Source organism: Phenylobacterium sp. (assembly GCF_041913825.1).
In the GTDB taxonomy this organism is placed as follows: domain Bacteria; phylum Pseudomonadota; class Alphaproteobacteria; order Caulobacterales; family Caulobacteraceae; genus Phenylobacterium.
In genome coordinates, this window is the sequence record NZ_JAYSEO010000007.1 from 88,426 (window position 1) to 114,906 (window position 26,481).

General features: G+C 69.9%; 17 protein-coding genes and 1 pseudogene. 8 read left to right on the forward strand and 10 right to left on the reverse strand.

Translation table 11 applies throughout. The annotated features are described in order from the left end of the window. The first annotated feature begins 188 nt into the window (after window positions 1–188). Together ACE3Q8_RS07375 and ACE3Q8_RS07380 are read left to right on the forward strand one after the other, a co-directional pair. Entirely contained in the window at window positions 189–1,160 is a 972-nt protein-coding gene (locus tag ACE3Q8_RS07375; RefSeq protein WP_374469614.1) for an alpha/beta hydrolase fold domain-containing protein, read from the forward strand. Between the two features lie 33 nt (window positions 1,161–1,193). Next, window positions 1,194–1,952, forward strand: coding sequence for an SDR family oxidoreductase (locus ACE3Q8_RS07380; RefSeq protein WP_374469615.1), 759 nt, complete (start codon window positions 1,194–1,196; stop codon window positions 1,950–1,952). A gap of 327 nt (window positions 1,953–2,279) precedes the next feature. On the opposite strand, the gene ACE3Q8_RS07385 is transcribed toward ACE3Q8_RS07380, so the two are convergent. Continuing rightward, complete coding sequence (locus tag ACE3Q8_RS07385) at window positions 2,280–5,777, reverse strand: TonB-dependent receptor domain-containing protein (protein WP_374469616.1); 3,498 nt, start codon at window positions 5,775–5,777, stop codon at window positions 2,280–2,282. A 157-nt stretch (window positions 5,778–5,934) separates the two neighbouring features. On the opposite strand from ACE3Q8_RS07385, the gene ACE3Q8_RS07390 reads away from it, so the two are divergent. Next, the gene (locus tag ACE3Q8_RS07390) at window positions 5,935–7,332 is read left to right on the forward strand and encodes a carboxylesterase/lipase family protein (protein ID WP_374469617.1); all 1,398 of its coding nucleotides are present in this window, start codon (window positions 5,935–5,937) and stop codon (window positions 7,330–7,332) included. A gap of 6 nt (window positions 7,333–7,338) precedes the next feature. Here ACE3Q8_RS07390 and ACE3Q8_RS07395 read toward each other — a convergent pair whose 3' ends face one another. The 7 genes from ACE3Q8_RS07395 to ACE3Q8_RS07425 all read right to left on the reverse strand — a co-directional run bounded on the left by ACE3Q8_RS07395 (window position 7,339) and on the right by ACE3Q8_RS07425 (window position 16,259). Next, window positions 7,339–7,995: a TetR/AcrR family transcriptional regulator gene (locus ACE3Q8_RS07395; RefSeq protein ID WP_374469618.1), complete on the reverse strand. Its 657-nt coding sequence runs from the start codon at window positions 7,993–7,995 to the stop codon at window positions 7,339–7,341. Between the two features lie 71 nt (window positions 7,996–8,066). Further along, window positions 8,067–9,470: a carboxylesterase/lipase family protein gene (locus ACE3Q8_RS07400; RefSeq protein WP_374469619.1), complete on the reverse strand. Its 1,404-nt coding sequence runs from the start codon at window positions 9,468–9,470 to the stop codon at window positions 8,067–8,069. Between the two features lie 78 nt (window positions 9,471–9,548). After that, window positions 9,549–11,033, reverse strand: a complete 1,485-nt coding sequence (locus tag ACE3Q8_RS07405; protein WP_374469620.1) for an MmgE/PrpD family protein — start codon at window positions 11,031–11,033, stop codon at window positions 9,549–9,551. Between the two features lie 2 nt (window positions 11,034–11,035). Further along, a complete protein-coding gene (locus ACE3Q8_RS07410) occupies window positions 11,036–12,727 on the reverse strand; it encodes a carboxylesterase/lipase family protein (protein ID WP_374469621.1) in 1,692 nt (563 codons plus the stop codon). 787 nt (window positions 12,728–13,514) lie between these two features. Then, entirely contained in the window at window positions 13,515–14,501 is a 987-nt protein-coding gene (locus ACE3Q8_RS07415) for a relaxase/mobilization nuclease domain-containing protein (protein ID WP_374469622.1), read from the reverse strand. An 11-nt stretch (window positions 14,502–14,512) separates the two neighbouring features. Continuing rightward, window positions 14,513–14,872 carry a plasmid mobilization relaxosome protein MobC gene (gene mobC / locus ACE3Q8_RS07420; RefSeq protein WP_374469623.1) on the reverse strand — a complete coding sequence of 120 codons (360 nt, stop codon included), beginning with the start codon at window positions 14,870–14,872 and terminating at the stop codon, window positions 14,513–14,515. Window positions 14,873–15,944: 1,072 nt separating this feature from the next. Further along, the gene (locus ACE3Q8_RS07425; protein ID WP_374469624.1) at window positions 15,945–16,259 is read right to left on the reverse strand and encodes a DUF736 domain-containing protein; all 315 of its coding nucleotides are present in this window, start codon (window positions 16,257–16,259) and stop codon (window positions 15,945–15,947) included. A 592-nt stretch (window positions 16,260–16,851) separates the two neighbouring features. Between ACE3Q8_RS07425 and ACE3Q8_RS07430 the strand changes: the two genes are divergently transcribed. Next, entirely contained in the window at window positions 16,852–17,154 is a 303-nt protein-coding gene (locus tag ACE3Q8_RS07430; protein WP_374469625.1) for a DUF736 domain-containing protein, read from the forward strand. 42 nt (window positions 17,155–17,196) lie between these two features. Here the strand turns inward: ACE3Q8_RS07430 and ACE3Q8_RS07435 are convergent, their stop codons facing one another. After that, window positions 17,197–17,442 carry a multiprotein-bridging factor 1 family protein gene (locus ACE3Q8_RS07435; RefSeq protein WP_374469626.1) on the reverse strand — a complete coding sequence of 82 codons (246 nt, stop codon included), beginning with the start codon at window positions 17,440–17,442 and terminating at the stop codon, window positions 17,197–17,199. A 117-nt stretch (window positions 17,443–17,559) separates the two neighbouring features. Between ACE3Q8_RS07435 and ACE3Q8_RS07440 the strand changes: the two genes are divergently transcribed. The 4 genes and pseudogenes from ACE3Q8_RS07440 to ACE3Q8_RS07455 all read left to right on the forward strand — a co-directional run. After that, complete coding sequence (locus ACE3Q8_RS07440; protein WP_374469627.1) at window positions 17,560–18,075, forward strand: RNA polymerase sigma factor; 516 nt, start codon at window positions 17,560–17,562, stop codon at window positions 18,073–18,075. Window positions 18,076–18,086: 11 nt separating this feature from the next. After that, window positions 18,087–19,088, forward strand: a complete 1,002-nt coding sequence (locus ACE3Q8_RS07445; protein WP_374469628.1) for a FecR domain-containing protein — start codon at window positions 18,087–18,089, stop codon at window positions 19,086–19,088. 127 nt (window positions 19,089–19,215) lie between these two features. Continuing rightward, on the forward strand, window positions 19,216–22,296 hold the full coding sequence (locus ACE3Q8_RS07450) for a TonB-dependent receptor (RefSeq protein WP_374469629.1): 3,081 nt from the start codon (window positions 19,216–19,218) through the stop codon (window positions 22,294–22,296). Window positions 22,297–24,032: 1,736 nt separating this feature from the next. After that, window positions 24,033–24,647, forward strand: a pseudogene (locus ACE3Q8_RS07455) (alpha/beta hydrolase family protein); the annotation flags it as partial. Window positions 24,648–24,702: 55 nt separating this feature from the next. Here ACE3Q8_RS07455 and ACE3Q8_RS07460 read toward each other — a convergent pair. After that, complete coding sequence (locus ACE3Q8_RS07460) at window positions 24,703–26,322, reverse strand: asparagine synthase-related protein (protein WP_374469630.1); 1,620 nt, start codon at window positions 26,320–26,322, stop codon at window positions 24,703–24,705. Window positions 26,323–26,481: the final 159 nt, after the last annotated feature.

Sequence of the window (26,481 nt, forward strand, 5' to 3'; positions counted from 1 at the left end):
TTCCGGCCGGACTGCGCGAAAACGACCACCGCCCCCTCTGTGCGCGGGCATCCCTACGCGCTTTTAAGGCTGAAGCCGGATGCCCTTGGCCCGTTGGCTCAACACAACACTATTAGAATTTGATTCCACATTGGGGGGGCGCTAAGCAGATCCCGTAGATCCGCATCTCGGCGGATCCGGAGACGTCGATGACCATCCACGACGGCGCGGAGCCCCCCGCCATCAATCCCTTCGATCGCGCCGCGATCTCGGCGGAGACCCGAGCGGTGAATGACGCCTTCGCCTCGAGGCTGGCGAGCATCCCGCCACCCGCAGACCGTAACGCGCTGCGCCTGGCGTACGCGAGCGGCGACCTCAGCCTGCCGGTGGGCCCCAGATCACCGCGAGCCCGCACCCTCGCCATCGAAGGTCCGGGCGGCCAGATCGGCCTGCGGATCCTTGCGCCGCCGGCCCCGGTGGGAGCGTACCTGCACATCCACGGCGGCGGCTGGACGGCTGGCCGCAACGACATGTGGGACAGCCAGCTGGAGCTGCTCGGCGCCGAGGCCGGGATGGCCGCGGTCAGCGTCGAATATCGTCTGGCGCCGGAGCACCCCTTCCCGGCGGGCCTCGAAGACTGCGTGGCGGCGGCGCGCTGGTTGGCGGCCAATGCCAGATCCGAGTTCGGAACGTCCTGGATCGCGATCGGGGGCGAGTCGGCGGGCGCGCACCTCGCGGCCGCGACCCTGCTCCGCCTGAGGGACGCGGGCTCGCCGCTCTTCAGGGCGGCCAACCTCATGTACGGGTGCTTCGACCTGTCGTTGACGCCCAGCATGCGCGCGGCCAATCAGACGCTGGTCATCGACCGCGCAAAGGTCGAGGCCCTCGTCGCGCAGTTCCGGGGCGCGTTCGACGTCCGCGACCCGGCCCTTTCGCCGCTCTACGCGGATCTGACCGGCCTTCCGCCGGCGCTGTTCTCTGTCGGAACGCTGGACCCCCTGCTCGACGACAGCCTGTTCATGCACATGCGCTGGCGGGGCGCCGGCAACGCCTCGCAGCTCGCGGTCTATCCCGGCGGCGTGCATGGCTTCCACATGCTCGAGGGCCAGCTCGCGCGTGAGGCGAACCTCAGCGTCGCCCGGTTCCTGGCGCACGCATCCCGTCGCCAAAGCGATCGCTAGCAAAACGACGACATCAAATCTTGGGAGGTATCGATGCTGCGTTCGATCGAAGGCGAGGTGGCCTGGGTGACCGGCGCGGGGTCCGGCATCGGCCAGGCCTCCGCCGTCGCCTTGGCTCAGGCGGGCGCGATTGTCGCGCTGAGCGGACGACGGCCTGAGCAGCTTGCGGAGACCGCGGAGCTGGTTCGCGCGGTCGGTGGCGAGAGCCATGTCGCGCCCCTGGACGTCGCAGACCCGAGCCAGGTGGAGGCAGCGGCGGCCGACGTGATCGGAAGGCTTGGCCGGTGCGACATCCTCGTGAACAGCGCGGGCTTCAATGTCCGGGATCGCGCCTGGGGCGCGGTCAACCCCCAAGCCTTCCAATCGGTGATCGAGGCAGACCTTAACGGATGCTTCTACACATCCCAGGCGGTGTTGCCGACGATGCGCGCCAATCGCGGCGGCCTGATCATCCAGATCTCATCATGGGGTGGGCGCTACGTCTCGCCGGTCACCGGACCCGCTTACACGGCCGCCAAGGCCGGCCTGAACGCGCTGAGCGAGAGCCTCAACCAGGCCGAATGCGTGAACGGCATCCGGTCCTGCTGCATCTGCCCCGGCGAGGTCGCCACGCCGATCCTCAAGAACCGCCCAGTTCCGGTCAGCGCTGAGGATCAGGCGCGGATGCTCCAGGCGGAAGACCTGGGGGAACTCGTCGCCTTCGTGGCCAGGATGCCGGCGACGGTCTGCGTGAACGAAGTGCTCCTCAGTCCAACATGGAACCGCTCGTACCTCGCTCTCAGCGCCGGGTGACGTTAGCCTCGATGACCTACGCAGCGCCCGAACCACCGTCACGCCGCCACCGCCGGAAACACGCGTGCGACGGATGATGGCGGCGTGCGCGGCGGCCCGCACTCTCGACGTCGGGATTCTTCGCACCGTAGGAAGAGTAGGCTGGTGAGCCCGGCCCGCCGAGGAGGAGCCTGGCGGGCGGTTCACGCGTCTTGCGCGCCTTGGCCCTCAGCCACCTCCGAGGCCTATCGAGGGCGCGCCGCCGGTCCAGCGCCCCCCACGACATGACCTCGGAAGGAAGCAGGCCGGCCGCCCTGCTGACGCCGCGGCGGCTGCCGTCCGTCGCGATCACCAGCGTTTGCGCACGCCGAAGCGGATCGTGCGGCCAAGCGGACTGGCGACGCCGGCATCGTAGCCCAGCACATCGCGGGTGAAGTTCGGATCGTCGTCGAGCAGATTCTGGACCGTGACGGTGACGGTCGTATTCTCGCGCAGGGCGAGCTGGTAGCTCACGTCGGTCACGAACGCGGCCGGGATCTTCCTGCCGGTCAGCACGGTGACGTTCTGGCCCGCGCAGTAGCCCACCACAGCACCGGAGTTGGCGCCGCGGGAGCCGCTGCCGGCGCCGGCTGGAACTGGCGGGCTGTTCGGCAGGTCGACGCAGGCCGCCCCCGAGGGCACAACCCCGTTGGCGCCGCCGACGTTGGCGTTGGTGGAGCCGTTTTCAAGATAGTCCGCCGTGTCGTCGTTGATCAGGGATGAGGCGAACCGCGTCGTGACGTTGAGGTTGTGGACACCGCGGCGGTAGTTCAAGCCCAACGAGGCGCGGTCTTCGAAAACGCGCTGGCTGTTGCGCCCGGTGAGCTCATTCACGGTCCCGAGGCCGGAATAGCCCTCCGCCACCACCACGCCGCCCACCACGTAATCGCTGGCGTCGTAGGTGAGGATGTGTGTCCAGTCGAAGGTCACGGTCAGGTCGCCGCCCCATAGGTCCTGCAGGCGATAGGACGCGCTGACGTCAATGCCTGAGGTCTTCAGCTGACCTCCGTTCACCAGGAACGTCTGGGTGCCCTGCTGGCCGAAGAAGTTGACCGTGCCGCCGATCAGGCCACCGGCGCCGGCGGGGCTGTTCAGCGCCGAACCCGCCGTGCAGGGACCGTTGAGCTGCACAAACGGACGGCCGCCCAGGAGCTCCTGCGGCTCGGTGAGAAGCGGGCTCGCGCAGTTGATCAGCGCGCCCGGCCCGGTCTGGCCCGGCTGAACGATTGCGTTCACCAGCTGAGCCGCGGTCTGCGCGCGGCTGATGTCCTTGATCTTGATGCTGTAGTAGTCGACGTTCGCTCGAAAGCCGCCGAGCGTGACGATCGCGCCGACATTATAGTTGACGCCCCGCTCAGGCTTCACCTCGAGGTTCGGAAAGTTGGCGGTGCCGAAGGTCACCGCGGTCCCGCCGAATTGGGCGGGGGCGGCCGTGTTGCCGGTGGTGGTGGGCGCGCGCCGCGCCGGCGGGTTCACCTGGCTGAAAGACTCGCTCGCGGTCCCACGGAACGCCAGCCAGTCCTGAACCTGCCATCGAATGGATCCCGACGGCACGAAAACGGCGGTGTCGGTGGGGCTAATGTCCGAGAAGAACTTCTCGTATCGGCCCGCGAAATTCGCCACGAGCGTGTCGAGGAGCGGCGCTCGGACCTCGAAGAACGCCGAGGCGACCGGGTACCGGCGGTCGTAGTCGAAGCCCAGACCGCTGACGCCGGAGCCGCGGCTGAACAGGCCTGGCCCCGACGCGCTGGCGCAGGTTGTGACGCCCGGCGTGGCGCAAGGGTTGAGCGCCCGGTCCGCCAGGTCGCTCAGGTCCGATTCCTCACGGTAGTAGCGGTACTGTCCGCCGAGGGCGAAGGCGACGCCGTCCTGGGCGAAGAGCCGGATCGGCGTCACCCCGCTCAGAACCGCGTCGTAGATCGAGTATTCCCCTGTCCGGCGCATCCACATCGGGGCATAGAGCCACTGAACCAGCTCTGGGCTGTTCTGCAGGCCCTGCCCCGGCGCATAGCCGGCGAAGCTGCCGCTTCCGACGAAGCCGGGATTGGTCTGCCCGGAATAAACGTTCCTGGCGATCGCGGAAGCGAAGGGGTTGAAATACAGGCAGCCGTTGGCGCCCGGCGTCGTTCCCGAACAGTTGGGGCCGCCCAGGCCGTTCAACGCGGCCTGCATCCGTGTGGCGAGAATGTCGTTGAAGTCGAGATCGTAGGCGATGCGGTTGTACGTGCCGGCCGCCGACCACTTCAGCTCCGCGCCCCAGATTTCCGGCAGGTCTCCCGAGAACTGGACTGTGCCCCGAAGCACGACGCTGGTGTTGTGCTGCTGTTCCAGTTCCGGGATCGGAGCGCCGCCGACGCCAAACGGCCGCCAGGTGGCGCTGGGCAGGCCCACGCGGCCGCCGTTGACGATCTGGTAGGCCTGGGTGCCCGGCGTGTCGGGGTCGCCGAACGCCAGCGTTCCGTTCGAATTGCGTGTGCTGAGCAGCAGGTGGCGCACCGCCGGGTTGCCGCCCGCCACCGCGTAGGCCGCGCTGCCGCCAATCGTCTGGGAACTGCCCGTCGAGGTCAGCGGGAAAACCAGCGGCACCGCCACGAAGGTGTCTAGCGGGATGTGCGGAACGTCAAGTTGGTAATAGAGCCCCTCAAGGTGAACCCTGAAGTACCTGTTCAGCTCGTAGTTGGCCTCCGCATAGGCCTGCCAGGTGTCCTGCTGCTCGACCAGGTTGGTGATCTGTCCGGACTGGAAGTAGCAGACCGGCGACGGGGTGGCGCTGAAGCCGGCGAAGCCGCCGAGGTCGGCGCAGAAAGGATCGCGCAGGACGCCGGTCGGCCCCATCTGGACGTCCCCACTGAAGCGATTTCCGCTGGCCGCCGTCGCACTGGGCGTGATCGCGCCCTGCTGTCCGGCGCGCTGGAAGAGATACGAGCCGGGCTGACCGTAGGTCGTCCAGCCGGACGGGTTCATCAGGTAGGGCTGCAGCGCGAAGGCGCGATCGGTCGTGTCGAGTTCGCTGCGGTGCTGGTAGCCGACCACCAGCATGGCGTTCCAGCGCTCGCCCACCTTGCCGAAGCTGATGTCGGCGTCCCAGTCCCCGTCAGAGCCGTCGATGTAGCGGTAGTTGGCGTTCGTTTCGACCCCGTCTAGGTTTCGCCGGGTGATGTAGTTCACGACACCGCCGACGGCGTCGGCGCCGTAAGTGACGCCGCCGCCGTCCTTCAGCGTCTCGATCCGGCCGATGGCGGCGTTCGGAATGATAGCGACGTTGTTGAAGCGTCCGACGGAACTGGAGAATTGCTCGGGGATCCGGCGGCCGTTGAACACCACCACTGTTCGCGAGGCGCTGACCGACCGCAGGTTGATCGACTGGGCGCCGACCGCGAAGAGGTTGGAACGATTGGCCTCGCCGGCCACGCTGCCCACCTCGCTCAGGCTTTTCACAAGGTCGAGGTTCGAAGGCGAGCCGGTCTGGCGCAACTCTTCGAGGGTCAGCGCCTCCACTGGTATGGCGGCGTCCTCGGGGGTGCCAGCGATGAAGGTGCCCGTGACGACGAGTTCCTCGACGGTGGCCCCGGACCGGCCGGCGGATCGCGCCGCGTCCTGAGCGTTGGCGGCGCCGGCCGCAAGGAGCGCGAGCGCCGAGACGGCGCAGAAGTGGCGTGATTTGACCATGGTTCCCCCCCTCGGGACGCGTGAGCCGTCTGATGCGGCCACGTCGTTTTTGCCGTCAAAAGGGACTGCTAAACACGCCGCTTCGTCAACCCTTGTTCTCGCACCGCATGCCGAGGCTTCGAAATCGGCCTGGGGCACTTGATCCCCACGCGGGGCTCGGCGCAGACTTGGGCGCGCAGCAGGCCGGCTTCGCCCGCCGACGCCCGCTCACACAAGAGCGGCGCGAACGTTTGCCGTCGAACTGGACTGCAACGCACACAACAACGGCCACAGGGCCGAATGAGGGGTGGGAGACATGAGGGTGGCGTTTCTCGCGCTGGCGGTGCTGGCGATCGCGTCAACGGCTTCAGCCGAACCGGTCCGCCTCAAGACCGATTCGGGTACGCTCGTCGGCGTGTCCAAAGGCGGTGTGAACAGCTTCAAGGGCTTCCCCTATGCGAAGCCGCCCGTCGGCGAGCTCCGCTGGCGGCCGCCGCAACGCGTCACCTGGAATGGCGAGCGCCAGGCGATGGAATTCGCCCTGCCTTGCCCGCAACCGACCCCGGCGGACGGCCGGCTGAACGGCGGCGGCGTCAGCGGCCCGACCCACGAGGACTGCCTCTACATGAACGTCTGGGCGCCGAAGAACGCTCGCAATGCGCCGGTGATGGTCTGGCTGTACGGCGGCGCAGGCTACCTGGGGGCCGGCCACCTTGGCTCGTACGACGGGAGCGCCTTCGCCAAGCAGGGCGTCATCGTCGTGACGCTTAACTACCGGCTCGGCATGCTGGGCAACTATGCCCATCCGGCTCTAACCAAGGCGGCCGGGGCGGAGCCGGTCGCCAACTACGCTCTGATGGACGCCATCGCTGGATTGGAGTGGGTCCAGCGCAACGGGAGGGCTCTGGGCGCGAATACGGACAATGTAACCCTCTTCGGTCAGTCGGCCGGCGGCTTGATGGTCTCCTCCCTGCTGGCTTCGCCGCCTGCGCGAGGCCTCTTCCACAAGGCGATCATTCACTCCGGCGCGTTTTTCGGCGGCGGCCGCAGCCTGCCGGAAGCGGAAGCGGCCGGCGCGAAGATCGCCTCCGCCCTTGGCCTGCCGGGCGAGGCGGCGACGCTCGAACAGCTCCGCGCCGTGCCGCCCGAGGCCATGACGTCGAACGCCGCGTCGCGCAGCGGGGTCTACATGGTCGTCGACGGCAAGATCCGCACCATGGCCACCCGGGACGGCTTCGCCAGCGGCGCCACCGTGGACGTGCCGCTGATCGTGGGGAGCAACAACGGCGAGCCCGGCGCCGGCGCCGCCCGCGAGGCCGTCCGGTTGGCGGCGACACATGGCAAGGCCGCGGCCTGGCAATACTACTTCACCTATGTGCCAGCCTGGCGCACGGCCGAGCAGCCCAGGGGCGCGCCCCATTCGGCCGAACTGCCCTATGCATTCGACGCGCTTTCCACGTCGACCACCGGCGGCGGGGCCCAGGTTACGAACGCAGACCGCGCGGTCGCCCGCCGCATGAACGGCTGTTGGGTCGCGTTCGCCAAGGCTCCGGTGACGGCGACGTCCCTGACTTGCGCCGACGGCTTCACCTGGCCAGCGCAAACGGCGCAGAACGACGCCATCGCTGTGTTCGGCGAGACCCCACGCCTGGCGACAGCGACGCCGATCGTGGCCGAGAACACGGCGGCCTTCCCGCCGACGGCCCCGCGCTGACGCCCCTCAGTCGACCGCCGTCACGAGCTCACCGGTGAGCATCCGCTTGTAGCGCTCGAGAAGGCGCATGCTGGCCTCGGCCGCCGCGCGGTCGCCGGTCAGGCTGAGCTCGATCGCCAGGCCGCGCATGGCCGCCCGGTGCAGGCGGACCATGGTGTCCACCTGCTCGCGGTCACGGATGCCGATCCGCTGGGCCAGTCGCCAGACGTCCTCCCGCTGGCGCGCTTCGAACGCGGTCACCACGGCCGGAAGGCGCTCGGCAAGGGCGGAGTCCGCCCGCGTCGCCATCATCACCTCGATCAGCGCCATGGCCGGAGGCTGGATCACGATCTCCCAGGTGGCGTAGGTGAGCGCCACGTAGAGCGGCATGCCGGCGGGCGTGTCCGCGAGACGCTCGCGGATGACGCGGTTCTGATAGAAGGCCGCGTACTCGGCCACCGCCACCATCAGATCCACCTTGGTCGGGAAATGATGGAGGATGGCCCCCCGGCTCACCTCGGCGCGCTCCGTGACGACCTGGAAGGTGGTGGCCGCGTACCCGCGTTCATAGAGGCACGCGATGGCCGCCTCGATCAGCCGCTGGCGCATGGCGGCGGTGCGCTCGGCGTGCGGACCGCGCACCCCCCTGGCGCTCGGCTTGCTCGGCTTGGCCGACTTCGTCATGGCCCAGAACTGACAGAGGCCGAGACGGAAATCGACGTCCAAATGCGAACACCCGTGCGTTGCTCGCCCGCCTAGTCCTCGTCGCGGCTGGTGGGGCCGGGCGGGGCGCCGTTCGGCGGCGACCGCAGCTCGGCGGCGCGCCCCAGGCGCGGCCTCTCTGCGAAGATCGCCACGGCTCGGCCGTTGGTCTCGTCTCGCGCCGGCCAACGGAAGCCTTCGGCGCAGGTCAGCGCGGTCGCCGCTCTCGCCGCCTTGGCGAAGGCGACCCAGCAGGAATGCACCCGGGCGGCGACGGCGTGGTCCTGCGGCGTCATCCGGGCGCCCGCGCGGTCCGCGGCCAGGGTGTCGAAGACGTAAGGAATCTCACCGGCGTGGGGGACCCCGTTGGGCTGCTCGGGCCGGCGCCAATCCGGGACATAGTCGAAGAAGTACTGCCAGACAGGCGCACCCGGCATGGCGTAGGTGGCCACGCGCTGGGAGCCCGACAGCCGACCTTCGTCGCTCGTCGTGCCGATGATGAGCGGGACGTCGATCGCCACGCCTTCGGCGAAGCCGTCCATGATCGACTGGGTCTTCACACGCCCGTCGAGGATCGTGCGGAGCCCCGCGCCCAGGACACGGTCCCTGAGGACCACGTCGGCGGCCGGCACGCTTCTGAGCTGCTCAAGGCTTGCGTCCGCACCCGGTAAGCCCACCGCCGTCGCCAACTCGGCCCCGCGCGCCTCCGCCCGTCCCATCGGCGTAGCCGGGGTCGGCAGAGACCCCGTGCTCTGGATGATCGCCTTGTCGAACAGACCCCGGGCCATGGGCGAGGTCAGCAGATTGGCGACCATGGTCGCGCCCGCGGATTGGCCAAATACGGTGACGTTGCCGGGATCGCCGCCAAAGGCCTCCGCATTGTCCCGCACCCACCTCAGCGCCGCCATGGCGTCGAGCAGGTGGTAGTTGCCCAGACCTTCGCCTGGCCCAGCGGCGGCGCTGAGCGCCGGATGGGCGAAGCCCCCCAGGGCGCCCAGGCGATAATTGAGCGTCACCAGCACCACGCCGTCGCGGGCGAAGGCGTCCCCATGGTAGGAGCCCACAGCGCCCGAACCCATCGTGCCGCCGCCGCCGTAAAGCCAGACCATCACCGGCGCCTGGCGCGCCTTCGCCGGCGCCCAGACGTTCAGGTAGAGGCAGTCCTCACTGGACGGCCCGCTGACGCCGCCGCCATTCGGGCGTCCGCCAGGATCGGTGCGCTGGAGGCATGGCGAGCCGAAGGTGTCAGCCCGCCTCTCGCCCGTCCAGGAGAGCGGCTGCGGCGGCGCCCAGCGCAGCGGCCCCAGCGGCGGCTGCGCATAGGGCACGCCCTTGAAGACGTGGGCGGCGTGCGTCGCCGTCCCGACCAGATCGCCGGACGTGGTGCGGACGCGGACATCGGCGGCGCGGGCGGAGGCGGCGGAAAGCACCGCCGCGGCGATCAGGGCGAGCCTCACGTCTTCCTCGCCTGGCGCGGCCACAATCCGCAACCGACCCGCCGGCGAGCGGCGTTGAAGGTCCTCATCTGCAGGCTCCTAGGTGGCCACCAGCCGGGCGAGTTCGCCGGCGTTTGGCAGGCTGTCGATGGTCCAGACCCGCGCGATCAGCGTGTCGGCGCGAGCTCGACCGAGCACGGGCTCGAGCAAGCCCCTGGCCTTGGCCTCCACATCAGCCTTGGACATGGGGTGCGAGGGGAACCCCACGACATAGGGAATGTAGGTCTCGTGGCGGCGGCCGGACGTCTCCGTGACGATAACCCGGGCGCTCTCCGTGCGCGGCTGTCCCGGCCCGGCTTCCTGAGCCGCGTCGTGAACCACGTCCACCCTGCCCATCACCGCCTTGACCGCAGCGTCGCCGTGCATCCGCGCCAGCGACTGAGCCGAGACGAAATCCAGACGGCCATCGATCAGAATGATGGCGCTCAAATAGCGCAGGTTCAGGGCCGGCATGGCGGCGTCGCGGAACGCATCCCAGCGGCCCGGCATCTCGATGCGGACCGCGGCGACCTTGGCGCGATCGATCTGCGGCAGCAACGTCAGCAGGCCCTCGACCGCGGGCTGGGTCGGGCCGCCTGTGGGATACTTCTTGTAGGCGGTGAGCGGCATCTCCCACCGCCGTCCCAGGTCCTCGATAAGGTAGCGGCGGTCCAGGTCGCCGTCGGCCGCCGTGAACATCCCCTGGTTCAGGAAGCCGGTGGGCTGGTCGAGGTTTTCGCGGACACCGCGGAAGCCGTGCTCGACCATCAGCGTCGCCTGCAAGCCGGCGCGTGCGCCCATGCCTGCGAAGACGAAGGACTTCTCGACGTGCTCAACGTCCAGCATCCACTGCCACGAGCCGGACGCCTGCTGCGAACAATAGGTCAGGACGTCGCCGATCCGGGCCTCCTCGATGCGCAAGAGGGAGGCCGCCGCCGCAGCGACGCCAAACGTGGGGCCCACGCCGTGGTTCGCCAACCCGCTGCGGCTGAGATTGCGCAGGCCGAGCGCTTTGGGCACGCGGCCGGCCATCTCATAACCGACGATGACGGCCTTCAGAACCTGCAGGCCGGAGAGCCGACGCTGTTCCGCCAGCGCGATGGCGGCGCTAACGATCGCCGGCCCCGGCTGGACCAGCGCCGAGGGAATGAAGTCGTTGATCTCCGCTCCATGCGCGGTCATGGCCGAGGCGAATACGGCGTCGATCAGGGCCGCGCGCTTACGGGTGGCCAGGATCGTGACCGCGCTCTTCCGTGCGTCGCCCGACTGGGCGAGCGCGAAGCGGCGCGCCAACACGGCCGGCTCGAGATCGCGGCACGCCACCGCCGAGGCCAGGGTGTCGAGGATGTGCCGCCGGCCGAGGTCGAGGATCTCCTCGTCGATCACGAGGTCCTGGCTGCCGGCGATGAAGCGGCTAAGCGCGCCGGTGACCGCCGGCTCGGGCCGTGTGGGCCGGGGCGTCTGCGCGACAACGGGCGCGCCGGCGAGCGGAGCGACCGCGGCGAAAACCCCGGCGCCGAGCGCCTGTCTGCGGCTGGCTCGCACGGCTAACCCTCTCTGCCGGGGGTGGCGCGGACCGGCGAGTAGCGTTCCATGAACAGGCGCTCGCTCCGATAGGGGTCGCTGGCGAGCCGCGGCGGCGCGTCGAACTGCATGACCGAGCGGTTCTCCAGGTCGTAGGGAGGCCAGGCTGGAAGGCCGGGATGTTGCGGGTCGCCCCGGTGCGCGAAGGCCAGCCAGGCCCCGGCCATGCTGTCGGCCATCACCTGCGTCGCCGGACTGGGCGGACCGGTGAAGCGCGCGCCGCGCGCCACGTTGTCGAACATGAAGGGCAGGTCGGACGAGTGCTGGGCGAACCGCCGGCCGCCCTCCACGGGCGAGCGCCAGGTCACCTGGTACATCCAGGTGGGATTGTCCGGGCCGTTCAGCTGCGCCCGCCTTTCCGCCATGAGCGTAGCGTTGCGGATATAGGACCGCCAGGAGGTGATCTTGAAGAACATCTCCGACGCCGAGCCGGACGGCGTCGAGGCCTTGAACACCCGGATCGCCTCATCGATGTGGGCGGCCGGCATGGTGGCGGTCAGTCGCTGCCGCAGGCCAGCCTCGTCAATCTCATGGATGCCGGGCATGGAGCCAAGTTGGGCGGCGAGCTCGTGCTGCGCCGTGCCGACGATCAGCGGGACCTTGGCGGTATGGGCCGGCGCGTTCGGCATGAACGGGTGGGCGGTGAAGGATACGCCGTCGAGGTTGGGCTCGAAACGATACCCGGCGGCGCCGATCACCTCTCGCTGTGCGGCCGAAAGCTGCTCCTGAGGGACCTGCTGCAGCGCCCGCGCGTTGCGCGGATCGATGGCGAGCCGCCGGAGCAGCCTCTCCGTCAAGGCGCGGGATTGTTCCTGGGTCTGAACCATGAGGTGCGATCCTGACTGGACGACGCCCTTATGGAACAGGCCGCTGGCCTCCCGGCCCGCGAAGCAGACGGTCACCTTCCGACCGCCGCCAGACTGCCCGTAGATCATGACGTTGTTCGGATCGCCGCCGAACCCCGCGATGTTCTCACGCACCCATTGCATCGCGCGCACCAGATCGAGGTAGCCGACGTTGCCTGACCGGGCGAAATCCGACCCAAGGCAACCGGAGAGGTCGCAGAAGCCGAACACATTGAGGCGGCTGTTTATGGTGCAGAGCACGACGTCACCGCGCTTGACCATGTTGGTTCCGTCGTACAGCGGGCTCGCGCCCGACCCGGCTTCGAAACCGCCGCCGTGGAACCACAGCATCACCGGCCGTCGGCGCCCGTCGCCCGAACGGGGCGTCCAGACATTGATGCGCAGGCAGTCCTCACTCATCGGCTGGGAACCGGCGAGCCCGCCGCGCGCCTGGGGCGCCTGGTCGCCGAATTCGAACGCCTCGCGGACACCCGCGAACGGTTCCGGGGGCCTCGGCGGCATGAACCGGCCAGCGCCGGCCGTGGAAGCGCCATAGCGCATGCCCTTGAAGACCTGGACCCCGTCCGTCACCTGGCCGCGGTAGCGCCCATGGGCCGTCTCGACGACCGGTCCCGCCGCATCTTGCGCGCGTCCCGCGCCCGCCGTCAGCATCGCCGCCGCAGCGCCGAGCACCGCGCGGCGGGGCACACCCCTCTCCAGCATTTCCTCGCTCCGCCTTCGCCGCTTCATGGCGGCGTTATCCGGGACAGCTTTGCCGTTCATTCGTACCGGATATGAGAAGGCGCACAAGCCTCCGACGCACCGCCCTCAGGAAGACTGGACCGTTTAGCCGTCCTTCTGGCCTGCGAATGCAGGTGATCACATGGGCGCACCCTGGGCGTGGGCGCCGTTCTCGCCACGTGCGCGCGTGGTGGCGCGGGCGAAGCGGAAAACGTCGAGCTTGCCTTGCGGTCCTGCCGATCTCTCCCTGCGGGGCCTTGCTGGCTCATCACCCGGCGCAAGCCGACACGACGTCGCGACGGCCCGATTGAGGGCGTTTCGAGTGTAGAGGGCATGCATGCAGATCGGGGCTAGAACGGCGCCGCAGGGTTGCGCCGGCTGGGTCCCGGCGTTCGCATCGAGGCTGGCGATCCTCGTCGTCGGGCTGATGATGGCCCATGAGATCGCGCCCTGCCGCGCTGCGACGGGAAGACCCTTGCGATCGCATGGCGTTGCGCCCGCGTGAAGACCTGCGAAAGGGTCTGCGCAGGGCGACGCAAGATCTCACCACCAACCGAGGCGCGACCGCCTTGCCGTCGGTGCTGGATGACGAGCGCATGCGAGCAGCGCCGGCTCTGGCCTAGTGATCTCTGGGTCAGCTGACGGCGCCGTGCGCGAGATCCGTCAGGCGCAGAGCCGTCTTGCGGCGCTCCAAGCCGATCGCGCGGCTGCGGCCAGCGACGTGCACAGCACGGCCGCCGAAGCCGACGCGGCGCGGGGTTGTTCCGCTTCAGGCCTGTACGGCGAGGCGCTCACCAGGCTCGCGAGATCCGATAGCGCCACGCCGGGACACCACGGCGGGCCGGGCATGGAGCGTCTACCGGCGCGGGCTCCTCTCGATATGCCCAGAGCGTTGCGGCGCGCGACCGGAGACCTCCCGGGCGCGCTTGTCCCGCAGGGTCTCCGCCGACGGCATGGTCTCGAGCCACGCCATCACTCGATCCGCGAGCTGTCGGTCAGCCCGGTCCGAAGAGGTGAGCATCAGCCGCGCCTGAGCAGCGTAGAGCGCCGCCGTCCGGATCCTCCGCGCGGCGAGGCTCGCCATCCATGGCCCCGTGCTTTCGGAGGATCGTTGTCGCACCGCGTCGATGAGTCCTGCCCGGTGGACCCGGCTGAACCCTCCGCGTCCAGCCTCCGCCCGTTCCCGCAGCTTGCGAAGCGGTGTCCGTTCTGACTTGCGGGTGACTCCCCTGGCCCGACGCGGCGTCGCTTCGGCCTCGACGCCGCGGGCGCGAAGCTCACGGGCGAACAGCTGCCGCCAGGCCTCCAGGTCAGCCTTCTTTGGGTTCAGCCTGACGCCGCCCGCCCCCGCCGCGCAGACGGAGAGATGCACGTGCGGATGAGGCGTGTCCGTGTGCAGGGCGAAGACATAGTCAAACCGCGCGCCGAACGTTTGCTCCGCAAAGGCGCGGGCGGCGTCCTGCAGCTTGTGGGGATCGGTGCCGGCCGGCATCGAGAGAAGAAGCGACACGCTGAACGGCGCTCCCCTGCGGCGGTGACTGTCCGCCAGGTTCCGAAACGCCCAGTCCTTCGCCAGGTCGAGCATGGCGTCTCGGTCGTCGCACAGCAGGCCGGCGGCGCCCTCGGCCGGGAGCTCACCATTGCGGGTGATGTAGCGAAGGTGCGCCTCCAGGTGAGACGGATCGCGGGTGCGCCCCGTCACCTTCACCATCACTTCGGGCGCTTTGCGGACGAGGCGGGCGAGGCGGGCGCGGAGATCCCTAGGCGGCCGGTACCGCTCCTCGGGCCACGCTCTCGAGAGACTGCTTGGCGGCCGCCAGACATCCTCGAAGCCGCGGACCATCCGGAACTCTGTCATTCGTCGCTGTCCCAGTAGGCCAGGTTCGCGTGGAACGCGTCCCGCAGACCGGCCATGTGCGCCCGAAGCTCCACACGCAAGGCGTCGACAGACCCGAGCTCCGCAGCCAGCACCCTGCCCTCCATGACTGCGGTGTTCAGGGCCCGGGCGATCTGGTTGACGTTGACGCCAATCCGCCGGAGTTCGCCCTGTGTGGCGATGATGGAAAGCTCCGCGTCTCGTGAGAACCGGCGACGAGCTCCAGCATGATAGCCGACCAGGCTGGCGACCCACGTGGCCGGCGGCAAGCCCATGGCCCGGGACTCCGCGCGGACGTGCGCCGCTTCTTGAGCCGCCAGGCGCACCATCAGCCGCATGCTGTTCCGCCTCAGAGCTGGGCGCAGGGCAGGCGCGGACGCTGGTGCGGCGTGTGACTGCACGAGTTGGCGCAGCAGCGCAGAGCGCCCGCCTCTGCCGGCCGCCGCGGCGTCAAACCGTGCAGCAAGCTCATCCGTCACCCTTACGCTTAGCACCGTCACCCGACGCCTCTTGTCTACAATGCTGCCGCCAAGGCTATCCTGCCCTAGACCTCCGCCTTGCAGATTGGCCCCTCCCCTCGGTCGTCGCGAGGACGCAAGTTACGCCCCCACGCCGCCCACCCGCCGCGCTCGAGAGCGCGCCCCAGCCGGGCCAACCGTGCTGAGCTTCCGGGCCGCTGCGTCGTGCAGCCCTGAGCGCCGGGGCTGGCGAGGCTCAGATCAGAGACGCTGGCGCGCGGCCGGCATGAGCCCAGGCAAGGCCGCCCTCCCCCCCCCCGGCAGGCACAGGAGACGCAGCGCCAGCGGCGCCTCCAGTGCGGCGACGGGTTAGCGCTCTGTGCGCTGTGGCCGATGCCGTCGACGGTGCGCTGCAAGCGCGAGATCGCCGGGCGCCTGCCTCAGGGATGTCCACGAGCCACCGGCGATGCTGCGCGCGGCATAGGTCAGGACCCCGCCATCGCATTCCAGCCCGGGGCAACGCGGCGTCTGGCCCCACCATACCGCGTCGGGACCATGGGTGCGGATCAGAGCTGGCAGGCTGGCGCGCAGCTTGATTGCGCAGCGGTGGCACGTGGCTTTCAGCTCCCAGCCCTGCACGTGCATCTCAGCAAGGGTCAGGGCGGTGAGCGGACTTGGCGGCGCGGTGAGAACGTCAGGGCGCTTCGTGCTCACGGCGATCCATCGCCGACCTTGAGCCGCCCGGACCGCCGCGCAAAAGCACCGCGCAGGCCGCCTTCGGCGCGAAGCGGGCGGTGCGATGGTGACGCGACGTGATCGCCGTCAGAGGCGGCCGCCTTAAGATCATGCATCTAGGAACAGAAGCAGAACTTGTGGCCTTTGACGAGTCCCGTCGCGGGGGGTTGGGAGGCTCAGGCGGCGGTCTCTTGTGGAGAGACCGCCGCCCTCCCGCTCAGTTGGCCGCTCGGCTGCGGGACCAGACCAGGGCGTAGCCCTCTTCGGCGTCGACCAGGTTCGCGTAGATCGGCGCGGGGAAGCTGGGATCGTCCAGCTTGACGGAGAGATAGTCCCGGTTGGTGTCGCGCGCCGTCTTCTTCCAGGCCGCGCCGAACTCGGTGCCGTTTGCGAAGATCCGGAAGTCGGGACCGTTCTCGCTTTCCTTGTCGACCGGCCGCAGCTGAGCCTGTTTGACGTTGAGGCTGAGGGTCTTGATCGCGCCCGCGTAGGAGCCGTCGCCGCTCTTGATGAAGGTGCCGATGGTCGCCATGTTCGTCTCCTGATTGGATCGGGCCGCGCCTGCCGCGGCCTCGATGGCCATCCGAAGTCGAGGTCCCTCAGGGCCCGATGCAGCCGTCAGGCCCGCAGCGAAGCGGAGGACGGCGAAGGCCGAGCTTTCTTGCTGCGCGAGGAATGAGCGCCAGCTCAGGGGAAGAAAGGTCGGACCGCCGTTGCGACGGGGACGGACCTCGACGGCATGAGCCACGAGAGGCCGCGCAGGCGACCTGTCACGCAGGAAGACGCCTCGGCGGCTCGCCTCGCCGCAAGCGGCGCCGCCCGCGCGGGCCCGAAACGCCCCTGCCAAGGCTTCGCCGCAGTGAAGGCGCCAGACGCACGCCGAAGCGGTCTGCCTCCGATCGCGCAGGAGAACACCGTTGCGGGGGCGGCCGGCGGCTCACACGCGACCGCCACGCCGGCCCGGCTCCATGGCTCAAGCTCGGTCGGGCCCGGTCACCCGGCAACGGCTCTGCCGTCCTCCGCTCGCGCTGCGGGCCCGCGGCTGCCCGGCGACCTAAAGGTCCGCCCCTGAGATGGCCATCGGAGCCGCGGCTGGCGCGGTCCGAACACGAGAGGACCTTCCCATGACCATCATCGGCGTTTTCAGCAAGACCACCGAGGGCAAGTACCAGGGCGCGCTGCGCACCCTCACCCTCAATGTGAAGGGCGTCGAAATCCGCCCCGTCGAGCGATCCGGCGACAGAGCGCCCGACCATCGCATCTACCTCGGACAGACGGTGATCGGCGCCGCGTGGACCGTCACCCGCGAGGGCAAGCCCTCTTGCCTGTCCGTGCAGGTCGACGATCCGAGCTTGCCGGCCCCCATCCATGCACTCCTGGTGGACACCGGTGGCTCGCACGAACTGCTTTGGTCTAGAAAAGCCTAATAGCTTCCGGGCGACCTCGAAGCGCAGGTCGCCCGGCCCGCTTCAGCCGCCTTCGCTTGACGGCTCACGCAGGCGCACGCCTTCACCTTTGCTATCTGCGGCGATGAACTCGACACCGCCGCGCACAAGCGCCTTCTCAACAGCGCTCAACGTGCTGGCGCGGCTGTCCACAAGCCCACGTTCGAGTCGGTTCAACGCGTTGGTTGAGACGATTGCGCGGTCCGCCAGCTGCTGCTGAGACCATCCAAGCAGCGCTCGTGCAGCGCGGATCTGCCTCGCAGTGACCATCAGCGAGCCACGGAAAGCAGCACTTCGATCTCACGCCACGTGAAGGTATTATAATCACCCGTACGGGTGTTATTATCACCTCATGCGCGTATCCTGTGGGCTCGGGGGAGGGGTTGCGTGAAAGTTGCGGAGGAGGGGAAGCTTTCAACGCGCTCCGCCAGTGATCCCTGGCCCGCGGCTGTCGCGCAGTTGTATCGCACCCATGGCGGCTGGGTCGTGGCGTTCCTCGCCCGCCGGTTCGGGCGTGATGTCGCCGAGGATCTCGCTCAGGAAACCTTCCTGCGCCTGACCCGACACCCGCTCGACTGGCGCAGCCCCAAGTCTCTGCTGGCGCGGATCGCCTTGAATGTCGCCCAGGACCACCTGCGCCGTGAGAACGCCCAGAAGCGCCCGCGGCTCGTGGCGGCGGACGAGGGCGCCGGCGCCTTCACCCTCCCCGACCAGCACGAGACCTTGCTCCACCGGGAAGTGGTAGCGAAACTCCCGCGCAACCTCCGCGACGTATATGTCTTGAGCCGCTTTGGCGGCTTGACCTATGCTGAGATCGCCACGCACCTCGGGATCTCGGTCAAGGCGGTCGAGAAGCGCATGACCAAGGCGATCCGGCTCTGCATGGCGCGATATCGCGGCTAGGCGACGACGCAATGAGCGATCCAGGACCCCGGCGGACGCGCGCGCAGGAGGAGGCGGCGGAATGGCTGGCGCGGCTGGGCAATCATTCGATCTCAACGCAGACGGTGCGTGATTTCCGCACCTGGCGGGATGACCCGGTGAATGACGCCGCCTACGAGGAAGCGGAGGCCTTCTGGGAAGCGTCTGGCCGACACGCCGCAGATCCCGAGATCATGCGGATGACGCAGGAAGCCCTCGGGAACACTCGCCCGCGAACCGTCTCGGCCTGGCTGCGCCGGCCCACGGGCGCGGTGGCGGCTGGGGCGCTCGGGGCGATGGCGGCGGCGGCCGCCGTAGTGTTCACCGGCAGTCTGCCGCCCGTCTACGCCACCCAGGACATAGAGCAGAAGGTGGTGCGTCTCGAAGACGGCTCGCGGGTGCACCTTAACGTCGACAGCCGCGTCCGCGTGCGATTCACCCGAACCGGCCGCGAGATCATCCTCTCCCGCGGCGAAGCCTTCTTCGACGTGTCCCATGATCCGGCGCGTCCCTTCGTGGTCACAGCCGGCGAAGCTCAGGTGCGTGCGCTCGGCACCAAGTTCGACGTGCGACGCAAGGCCAGCGGCGAAGTCCAAGTGGTTCTCGTGCAAGGCTCCGTCCAAGTGACCTCAAGCGGCGGGCCCTCCGCCGTGACCCTGGCGCCCAACGAGCAGGCGGTGCTGGGGCGGGACGGCGGCCTTCGCACGGCCAGGGCCGACGCGGCCCGCACCACCAGCTGGACGACGGGGCGGCTGATGTTTCGCCAAACGCCATTGGCCGCAGCCGTGGCGGAGGTGAACCGCTACAGCGACCGCGATGTAATTCTGGCCGACCCTGAGCTGAGCCATCGGGTTGTAAGCGGGTTCTTCGACGTGGGCGACACAGAGTCCTTCGCCAAGGGCGTCGCGGCGCTGTTCGAGCTGGAGGTGACGTTGAGGGCCGACGGCGCCTACCAGCTCAGCCCCGCCGGCATCCCGGCGGCGCCCGGCGCATGACACGTCTTCGCGTGCGCCGGTAGGGTCTCCTCGTCCGATTGACGTCTTGGGTCTCCGACGGTTCGCGACGTCAGAAGATCCGGCTGAGGGAGCCGGCTCCACCGCGAATCGCGCGGGGGAAAAGTCCATGTCGAAGGTGCAATTCCGCGGGCGCGGCTTCCGATCGGCGCTCCTGAGTTCTCTTACCGCAGCGGCGATGCTGGCGGCCTCACCGGCGTGGTCGGCAGGGGCTCGAACCGTCAGCATCCCTGCCGGGGATCTCGAGGCGTCCCTCGCCGCGCTCTCCGCGCAGACCGGCGACCAGCTGGTCTTCGCCCCCGAACTGGTGCGCGGGCGCTCGGCGCCGGCGGTGTCGGGGCGATTGAGCACCGAAGAGGCGATCCGCCAGCTGGTGGGATCTGGCGCCATCGTCGTCGCCAGGGTGGCCCCGCGGATGGTCGTGCTCAAGCTCGAGGCGGGATCGAAGCCGCCCGTGGCGCAGGCGCGTCCAGCGCGCCGCGATGCGGAGGCGCCGCATATCGACCCGGGCCCTTTCGACGGGAACGGCGATGACCAAGACCGCGTCGGCGACCCGGCGGCGGCTGTCGCGCATGCGCATACGGTCTCGGAGCTGAGGGTCACGGGTTCGCACATCCGCGGCGGCAGCCCCGCGGCGCCCGTGGTCAGCCTTGATCGCGACGCGCTCGAGCGCACCGGTCACGCTACGGTCGCAGCCGCCTTGCAGACCCTGCCCCAGAACTTCAGCGGCCAATCCACGGAAGGCACGGTGACCACCCGCGCCGACGGCCTGGGCACCAATTCCGGCTACGGCACCAGCGTGAACCTTCGGGGGCTGGGCAGCGACGCGACCCTGGTTCTGGTGAACGGGCGTCGCATGGCCGGCGCTGGGAACAAGGGCGACTTCACGGACCTGTCGAGCATTCCGACGATCGCCGTCGAGCGGGTGGAGGTCCTGCTCGATGGCGCGTCCGCGCTCTATGGCTCGGACGCCGTCGGCGGGGTTGTGAACGTGATCCTGCGCGAACGCCTGCAGGGCGGCGAGGTCCGCCTCCGCGGCGGCCTTGGCGAAGGCGGAACGCCGCGCGAGGGCCTGCTCGGCGGCGCCGTCGGACGGGCGTGGTCATCGGGCAGCCTTCTGGGCGCCTTCGAGGTCTACCGCCGCGAGGCGCTGAGCGCCGATGACCGCGACTTCGCCGCCACCTCGGACCTGCGCGCGCGGGGCGGCGCCGACCGGCGCGACACCTTCAGTTTCCCGGGAAACATCCTGCGGACGGATCCCGCCACCGGCGCCAGCTCGCCCTACTGGGCGATCCCCGGCGGACAATCCGGGATCGGTCTGGCGCCCGCCAGCTTCTCGCCAGGGACGGTGAACCGCTTCAACCAGAACCAGGGCGTCGATCTGCTGCCGAGCCAGCGACGCTCCAGCGCCTACGTCGCCTGGCGCCAGCACCTCGGCTCCGCGGCCGAGTTTTCCGGGGATGTTCGACACAGCTTCCGCAGCGCCAAGGTGACGAGCTCACCGCTGATCTCCACCCTGTCGATTTCGCGCAGCAACCCCTTCTTCGTCTCGCCGAACGGCGCCGCCAGCCACCAGGTCCAGTATGCGTTCGCAGAACTGCCCAGTCCGGAGATCCGTGCGACAACCGAGAGTCTGTCGGGCACGTTCGGCGTCGAGACGCCGCTGTTCGCAGACTGGCGGGGGTCGGGTTACGGCGCTTTCGCGCAGGAGATCATCGAAGGACGAACCAGCGGCGCGCTGCACGCCCTGATCCTCTCCGAAGCGCTGGGGAACCGACCGGACAGCCCGGCGACCGCCTACAGCCCCGTTCGAGACGGCTACTTCAACCCCTTCGCCGGCCAGCCGGCGAATACCGCCGCGACGCTCGCCGCCATCGGGTCCGGCTTCAGCCGAACGCGATTCCGCAGCCGCGTCGCATCCCTGAACGGCCAGGCCGACGGCGCCTTGTTTGTCCTCCCGGGCGGCGAGGTGAAGGCGGCGGTCGGGGCGCAGGTCCGGCGCGAGACCTTCCGCCGCAGCGGTTCCAGCTATGTGGCCACCGTCGCGCCACAGGCGATCGATGGCCTGCAGACCGAACGGACGGTCACGGCCGTGTTTGCCGAGGTTCGCACGCCGCTCATCGGCGCAGGAAACCGGCGCCGGGGCGTGGAACGCCTGGAACTCTCCGCGGCCTTGCGCGGCGAGCGGTACAGCGACTTCGGCGAGACCGTGAACCCCCGCGTGGGGCTGCAGTGGGTCCCCATCGACGGCCTGCTGATTCGCGGCACCTACGGCGAGTCCTACCGCGCCCCGGCGCTCCAGGAACTCGCCGAAGCCCGCAGCAACGGACCGGTGCGGCTGGCTTCCGGAGCGGATCGCATCCTGTCGCTGGCCCTCCAGGGCGGCAATCCCGATCTCGGACCGGAGACCGCCAAAACCCTGACCCTGGGCGCCGATTGGTCTCCCACGGTCGCGCCAGGCCTGAAGGTCTCCGCAACCTGGTTCAGCACGACGTTCAAGGACCGGATCGACCGACCCGCCTTCACCAACCGCACAGCCGCGCTCACCGACGTCCGGCTTTCGCCCTTCGTCCGTCGCATCTCGCCGGCGTCCAACGCCGCAGACCTCGCCTACATCACCGCCCTGCTGGCGGAACCCTTCACGTCCACCGATCAGGGGGTGTTCGCCCCAACGGATTACGGCGCGGTGGTGGACATGCGCTACGTGAACACCGCCGGCCTGAAGGTTAGCGGACTGGACCTGCTGGCCAGCTATTCCCGGCCGGCCTTCGGCGGCGAACTGTCCGTCAGCGCCAACGCCTCCCGACTGCTGGACTACGACCAGGCCATCACCCCGGCCGCCCGCTTCGTCGAACTTCTCGGTCAGCCCGGGTTCCCCGCCAGGACGCGGGCGCGGGCGACGCTGGACTGGTCCCGCGGAAGCCTCGGCCTGGGTGTGGCCGGCGCCTACATGAGCGGCTTCCGGGACGTCCTGGGTCACGCGATCTCGGAACAGGCGACGCTGGACGCCCAGGCCCGGTGGACCTTCGCCGGCGCGCAGTGGGAAGGCCTCACGGTCAGCCTCAACGTCCGCAATCTGCTCGACGCGCGGCCGCCGTTCTACGACAACCCGTCGGGCTTTGGCTTCGACCCCGCAGCCGCCGACGTGGTCGGCCGCTTCGCCGCCATCCAGCTCACGCGCCGCTGGTGATGCCGGCCTGGGTTCGCTGCGGCCGTCTTCTGGCCGCAGCCCTGGGACTGGCGGCCAGCGGAACGGCGGCCGCCCGTCCCTTGACGGTGGAGGATGTGCTTGCGCGCGAGGCGATCGGACGAGTCGCGCTCAGCGACCGCTGGGCCATAGCCGAGGTGCGGCGGCCCTATGCGACCGCCTGGCGGTTCGACCTCGACATGCGGACGGACGCGCTTCGCACAGGCATCGAAGTGTCGGACCTCCGGCGCCCCACACCCCTGCGGCCCCTGTTCCCGGCCGAGCCGGGCGTCGGCTATGCGCTGGGGCCGATCGCCCCCGATGGAGAGCGGATCGTTGTCTTCCGCCTGAAGGGCGACGCCTGGGAGCTCGGGGTGGCGGAGATCGCCTCCAGCCAGGTCCGATGGCTGGACGTGGCGCCCGAGCTGACCGTCACGGGAGAGGCGGCGGCGTGGATCGGCCGCGACGCCGTCGCCGTGATCGCAGCGCCGGACGAGTTCGGGTCGTTCGACCTGCGGCTGCGCCGCTACCCCGCCCTGCTGTCAGCGCGTCGCGCCGTGACAGCCGCAGGCGGCGTCAGCGCCACGGCGATCGGCAGCGGACGCCACCTGTCCATCACGCCGGCCGCGCCGCCCAACCAACTCTTGAGGGTTGACCTCTCGGCAGGATCTCGCCGCACCCTGGCCACTGGCCGGTTCACCGACCTGGAGGTTTCTCCGAGCGGCCGCTGGATCGCGACCTTCCGGTCCGGGGCGATCATCCCCCTCGACCCCGCGCGTCCGGTCCAGGGTGTGCAGGGGATCGAGATGCGTCGCACCCGGCTGAGCCTCATCGACGCGACGACGGGCTCCGAAACAGCCATCGCGCCCGAGCGGGACATGCTCGGACAGCTGCTGCGCTGGTCACCTGAGGCTGACGAACTTCTGGTCTTCGGACGGCGCGACGGCGAGAGCTGGGCGGACGGCCGCCTGCTGCGGGTGACGCCGCGCGACGGCGCGCGCCCGCTCGCGACGCCGGGCTTCAAGCCCAGCGTGCTCGGGCGACCAGGCGTCGTGCACGCCGGCTGGCTGGGCGGCGCGCCGGTGGTCTATGGAGAGGCGGCTGTCGAGGGCTCCTCGCCCCGGCGCGACTGGTTTCTCCTGCGCCGCGGCGCAAAGAACCTCACCGGATCCCTCGCCCGCGCGCCTCGGCCCGACCCGACGATCATCGCCGATGGGGCTCTCTGGCTGCCGCAGCCGGGCGGGCTCTGGCGTATCGACGACAAGGGCGCGCGCCCGGCGATCCAGGATGAGACCGCAGCGCTCGCGGTTCCCGCCATCCCGGGGCTGAAGCGCCGGCAGGACCAGGCGCCGCACGCCGACCAACCGGTCGTGGGCGTCTCAAGGGCTGGCCCCGAGAGGCAGCTGCTTTGGCCTGGCGGCTCGCCGCCGGTTCCAATGCCGGCAAAGGCCCGGATCCTCGCTGTCGGAGCCGCCGGCGTCCTCGTGACCGCCTGGAGATCCGACGCCGGCGAAGAGGTCGCCTGGATCGCGCGCTCCCGGACCGTCACCGCGCTGAAGCGGATCAATGCGCACCTGGCGTCGGTGGACGCCCCGCGTGTGATGCCCGTGCGGCACGCCCGCCCGGGCGGCGGGACGCTGACCAGCTGGCTTGTGCTGCCACAAGGCCGCGCGGCCAGGCCTCCACCGCTGGTGGTCTGGCCCTACCCCGGCTCCGTCTACCCCAGCTTCCCCGCCTACATGCAGGTGCTGACCGGTGGCGAGCTCGAGACCCCCGCCCTGCTGGCGGGCCGCGGCTATGCGGTGCTCGTGCCCAGCCTGCCGCTCGACCATGCCCAGGCCGGCCCTGCGGCAGGCTTGGCGCAGCAGGTGCTCGACATCATCGACGCCGCCCGCGGCGACCCCGCGCTGCGGGACGCCTTCGATCCTCAAAGGCTTGCCGTCTGGGGCGCGAGCTTCGGCGGCTACGGGGCCATCGCCATGCTGACCCAGACCGATCGCTTCGCGGCGGCCATCGTCCAGGGCGCGCCCAGCAGCCTCCTCAGCATGCATGGCGACTTCGGGCTTCGCCGGCTGGCTCTGCCCGAAGCCGGCCTGGGCTCGGCCCCGTCAGCCGGGTGGACGGAGGACCTGCAGGGCGACATGCGCGGCCCTCCTTGGACCGCCGTTGACCGGTACGTGCGCAACAGCCCTGTTCTGCAGGCCGACAAGATCAAGACGCCCTTGCTTATTGTTCACGGCGAGCTCGACACCATCCCCATCGGGGAGGCGCAACAGCTGTTCTCCAGCCTCTTCCGCCAGAACAAGGACGCCGTTCTCGTCACCTACTGGGGTGAGGAGCATCGACTGACGAGCCCCGGGACGATCCGCGACTACTACCGTCGCGCCTTCGACTGGCTCGACAGCCACCTTAAACCAGCACCGATCGCGGTGGGTGACGCGCCGCCCGCGCCAGGTCCGGGGCCACGCCCTGCCAGCGCCGCACCCAGGACTCCACCATGGCGGCGCCCATCACTCGGGCGCCGTCGGCGCGCCAGATGAGCCGGTCCGCCTGCAAGGCCTCGTCCAGGGCGCGTCGGTCGAGCACCTCCGCCTCCACGAGCACGCCGTCCAGAAGATGGGCGCGCAGGAACTCCAGGCTGGCGGCCGCCCTGCGGGTGTAGAGCGAGGTCAGCGCCCCTTTCGAACGACGCTGGAGGACCTCGTCCGGCAGGGCGCCGGAGAAGGCTCGGCGAACGAGGGCGCGATCCTGACCGCCGGCCACGTGCTGCCAGGTGGGGATCGCCAGGCAGAGCTCCATCACCGGCTGCGACAAGAGCGGGTGCCGCAGGTCCGCGGCGGCCCCGCGCCGGCAGACGCCAAACGCCGCCTGGCTGGCGGCGATGAGCTGGACCTGCAGGCTCTTGGCGGGCGGCAGGTCATGGCCTCCCGCCAGCCAACCATGAGCCGGGGCCGCCACCGCGTCCCGCGCCCGAGCGCCCCACAGCGGCGAGGCCGCAGGCTCGGCGAACCCCTGGCGCGAATGGCGCTGCACGGACCAGACGGAGCGGCGCAGCCAGCGGGCCATTTCCTGCAACACCGGATCCTTGGGACCCGTGCGGCCCCGCCATCGGCGATAGTCGGCCGCCACAAGCGGCGTCGGGTGCTGGAAGAACAGGGCGTCCCCGCCGTTTCCGGTAAAGATCGCCGATGCGCCCGTGGCCTCGGCCAGGGCGGCGGTGTGGCGGTCGCGGTCCGGGTCGAGGGCGTTGAGCGCCGGTCGCGCGCAGGCGGCGAACGCCGCGAAATCGGCTTCGACGACCGGCGTGACAGGCTTGGGGTGTTCGAGCAGCGGGAACCCAGCCCGCTCGCAGACCATCCTCGCCCACCGCCGCTCGTCGCCCTCCGCGCGGTCGCCATAGTAGTTGAGCCCCAGCAAGGTCCCACGGCCTGCCTCGCCCAGGGCCGCGGCGACGACGGCGGAATCGAGGCCGCCGGAGACTTCCACGAGAGCCGGTTCGGCGTCCGCCATCGCCTGCACACAGTGGCGAAGGACCTGCGGCAGCTGATGGGCTGCGTCCGGCGCCTCGACGTTGGCGGCATGATCCTGCGGCCGCCAGATGGGCGTGGCGCAGGACCCAGGGGCGCCAAGCGGCTGCAAATCCCCAGGGGTCACCGTGTGATAGCCCGTCAGGCCCAGGCGATAGGTCGCCGACAGCGGCCGCCGGATGAAGTCGGTGATGACGTCCCAGTCCAGGGCGAGGGCGTCGGGGGCGAAGCCGGCCGGCAGGCCCCGGATGTCATTGCTCGCCGCGGCCACCCGTCCGGCGGTCCAGGTGATCGCGTCGACCGCGCCAGAAGGGTCGCGGAAGATGGAGGGGAGATCGTCCTCCGCGCCCGCGAGCAGGGCCACATAGCGACCCCAGCCGCTGGCGGCCAGATCTCGGGCCGCCGCCGCCGCCGTGGCCGGCGACGCTGCGCGGCTCACGCCGCTGGAGCCCGGGGCGGCGAAGAGGTCGCCAAGCACCAGGACGCCAGGCCGCAGACGCACGAGCGTCGCTCGCCCGGCTCCGCGCGTCCAGACGTCCAACCCGGGTTCGGCGGCGGCGCATCGCCATGTCTGAGTGGCGGCGAGGCGCTGGCGCAAGACGGCGGCTTGCTGCGCAGCCGGCTCGCTCTGCGTCGGCCAGGCCAGGACGAGATACTGGAA

What these genes read in the sequence shown, in the direction of transcription:
- ACE3Q8_RS07380 (WP_374469615.1), top strand. Translation starts at nt 1,194, where the DNA reads ATGCTGCGTTCGATCGAAGGCGAGGTGGCCTGGGTGACCGGCGCGGGG.
- ACE3Q8_RS07445 (WP_374469628.1), top strand. Translation starts at nt 18,087, where the DNA reads ATGAGCGATCCAGGACCCCGGCGGACGCGCGCGCAGGAGGAGGCGGCG.
- ACE3Q8_RS07390 (WP_374469617.1), top strand. Translation starts at nt 5,935, where the DNA reads ATGAGGGTGGCGTTTCTCGCGCTGGCGGTGCTGGCGATCGCGTCAACG.
- ACE3Q8_RS07395 (WP_374469618.1), bottom strand. Translation starts at nt 7,995, where the DNA reads ATGACGAAGTCGGCCAAGCCGAGCAAGCCGAGCGCCAGGGGGGTGCGC.
- ACE3Q8_RS07450 (WP_374469629.1), top strand. Translation starts at nt 19,216, where the DNA reads ATGTCGAAGGTGCAATTCCGCGGGCGCGGCTTCCGATCGGCGCTCCTG.
- ACE3Q8_RS07425 (WP_374469624.1), bottom strand. Translation starts at nt 16,259, where the DNA reads ATGGCGACCATCGGCACCTTCATCAAGAGCGGCGACGGCTCCTACGCG.
- ACE3Q8_RS07415 (WP_374469622.1), bottom strand. Translation starts at nt 14,501, where the DNA reads ATGGTCCGCGGCTTCGAGGATGTCTGGCGGCCGCCAAGCAGTCTCTCG.
- ACE3Q8_RS07375 (WP_374469614.1), top strand. Translation starts at nt 189, where the DNA reads ATGACCATCCACGACGGCGCGGAGCCCCCCGCCATCAATCCCTTCGAT.
- mobC (WP_374469623.1), bottom strand. Translation starts at nt 14,872, where the DNA reads ATGCGGCTGATGGTGCGCCTGGCGGCTCAAGAAGCGGCGCACGTCCGC.
- ACE3Q8_RS07430 (WP_374469625.1), top strand. Translation starts at nt 16,852, where the DNA reads ATGACCATCATCGGCGTTTTCAGCAAGACCACCGAGGGCAAGTACCAG.
- ACE3Q8_RS07435 (WP_374469626.1), bottom strand. Translation starts at nt 17,442, where the DNA reads ATGGTCACTGCGAGGCAGATCCGCGCTGCACGAGCGCTGCTTGGATGG.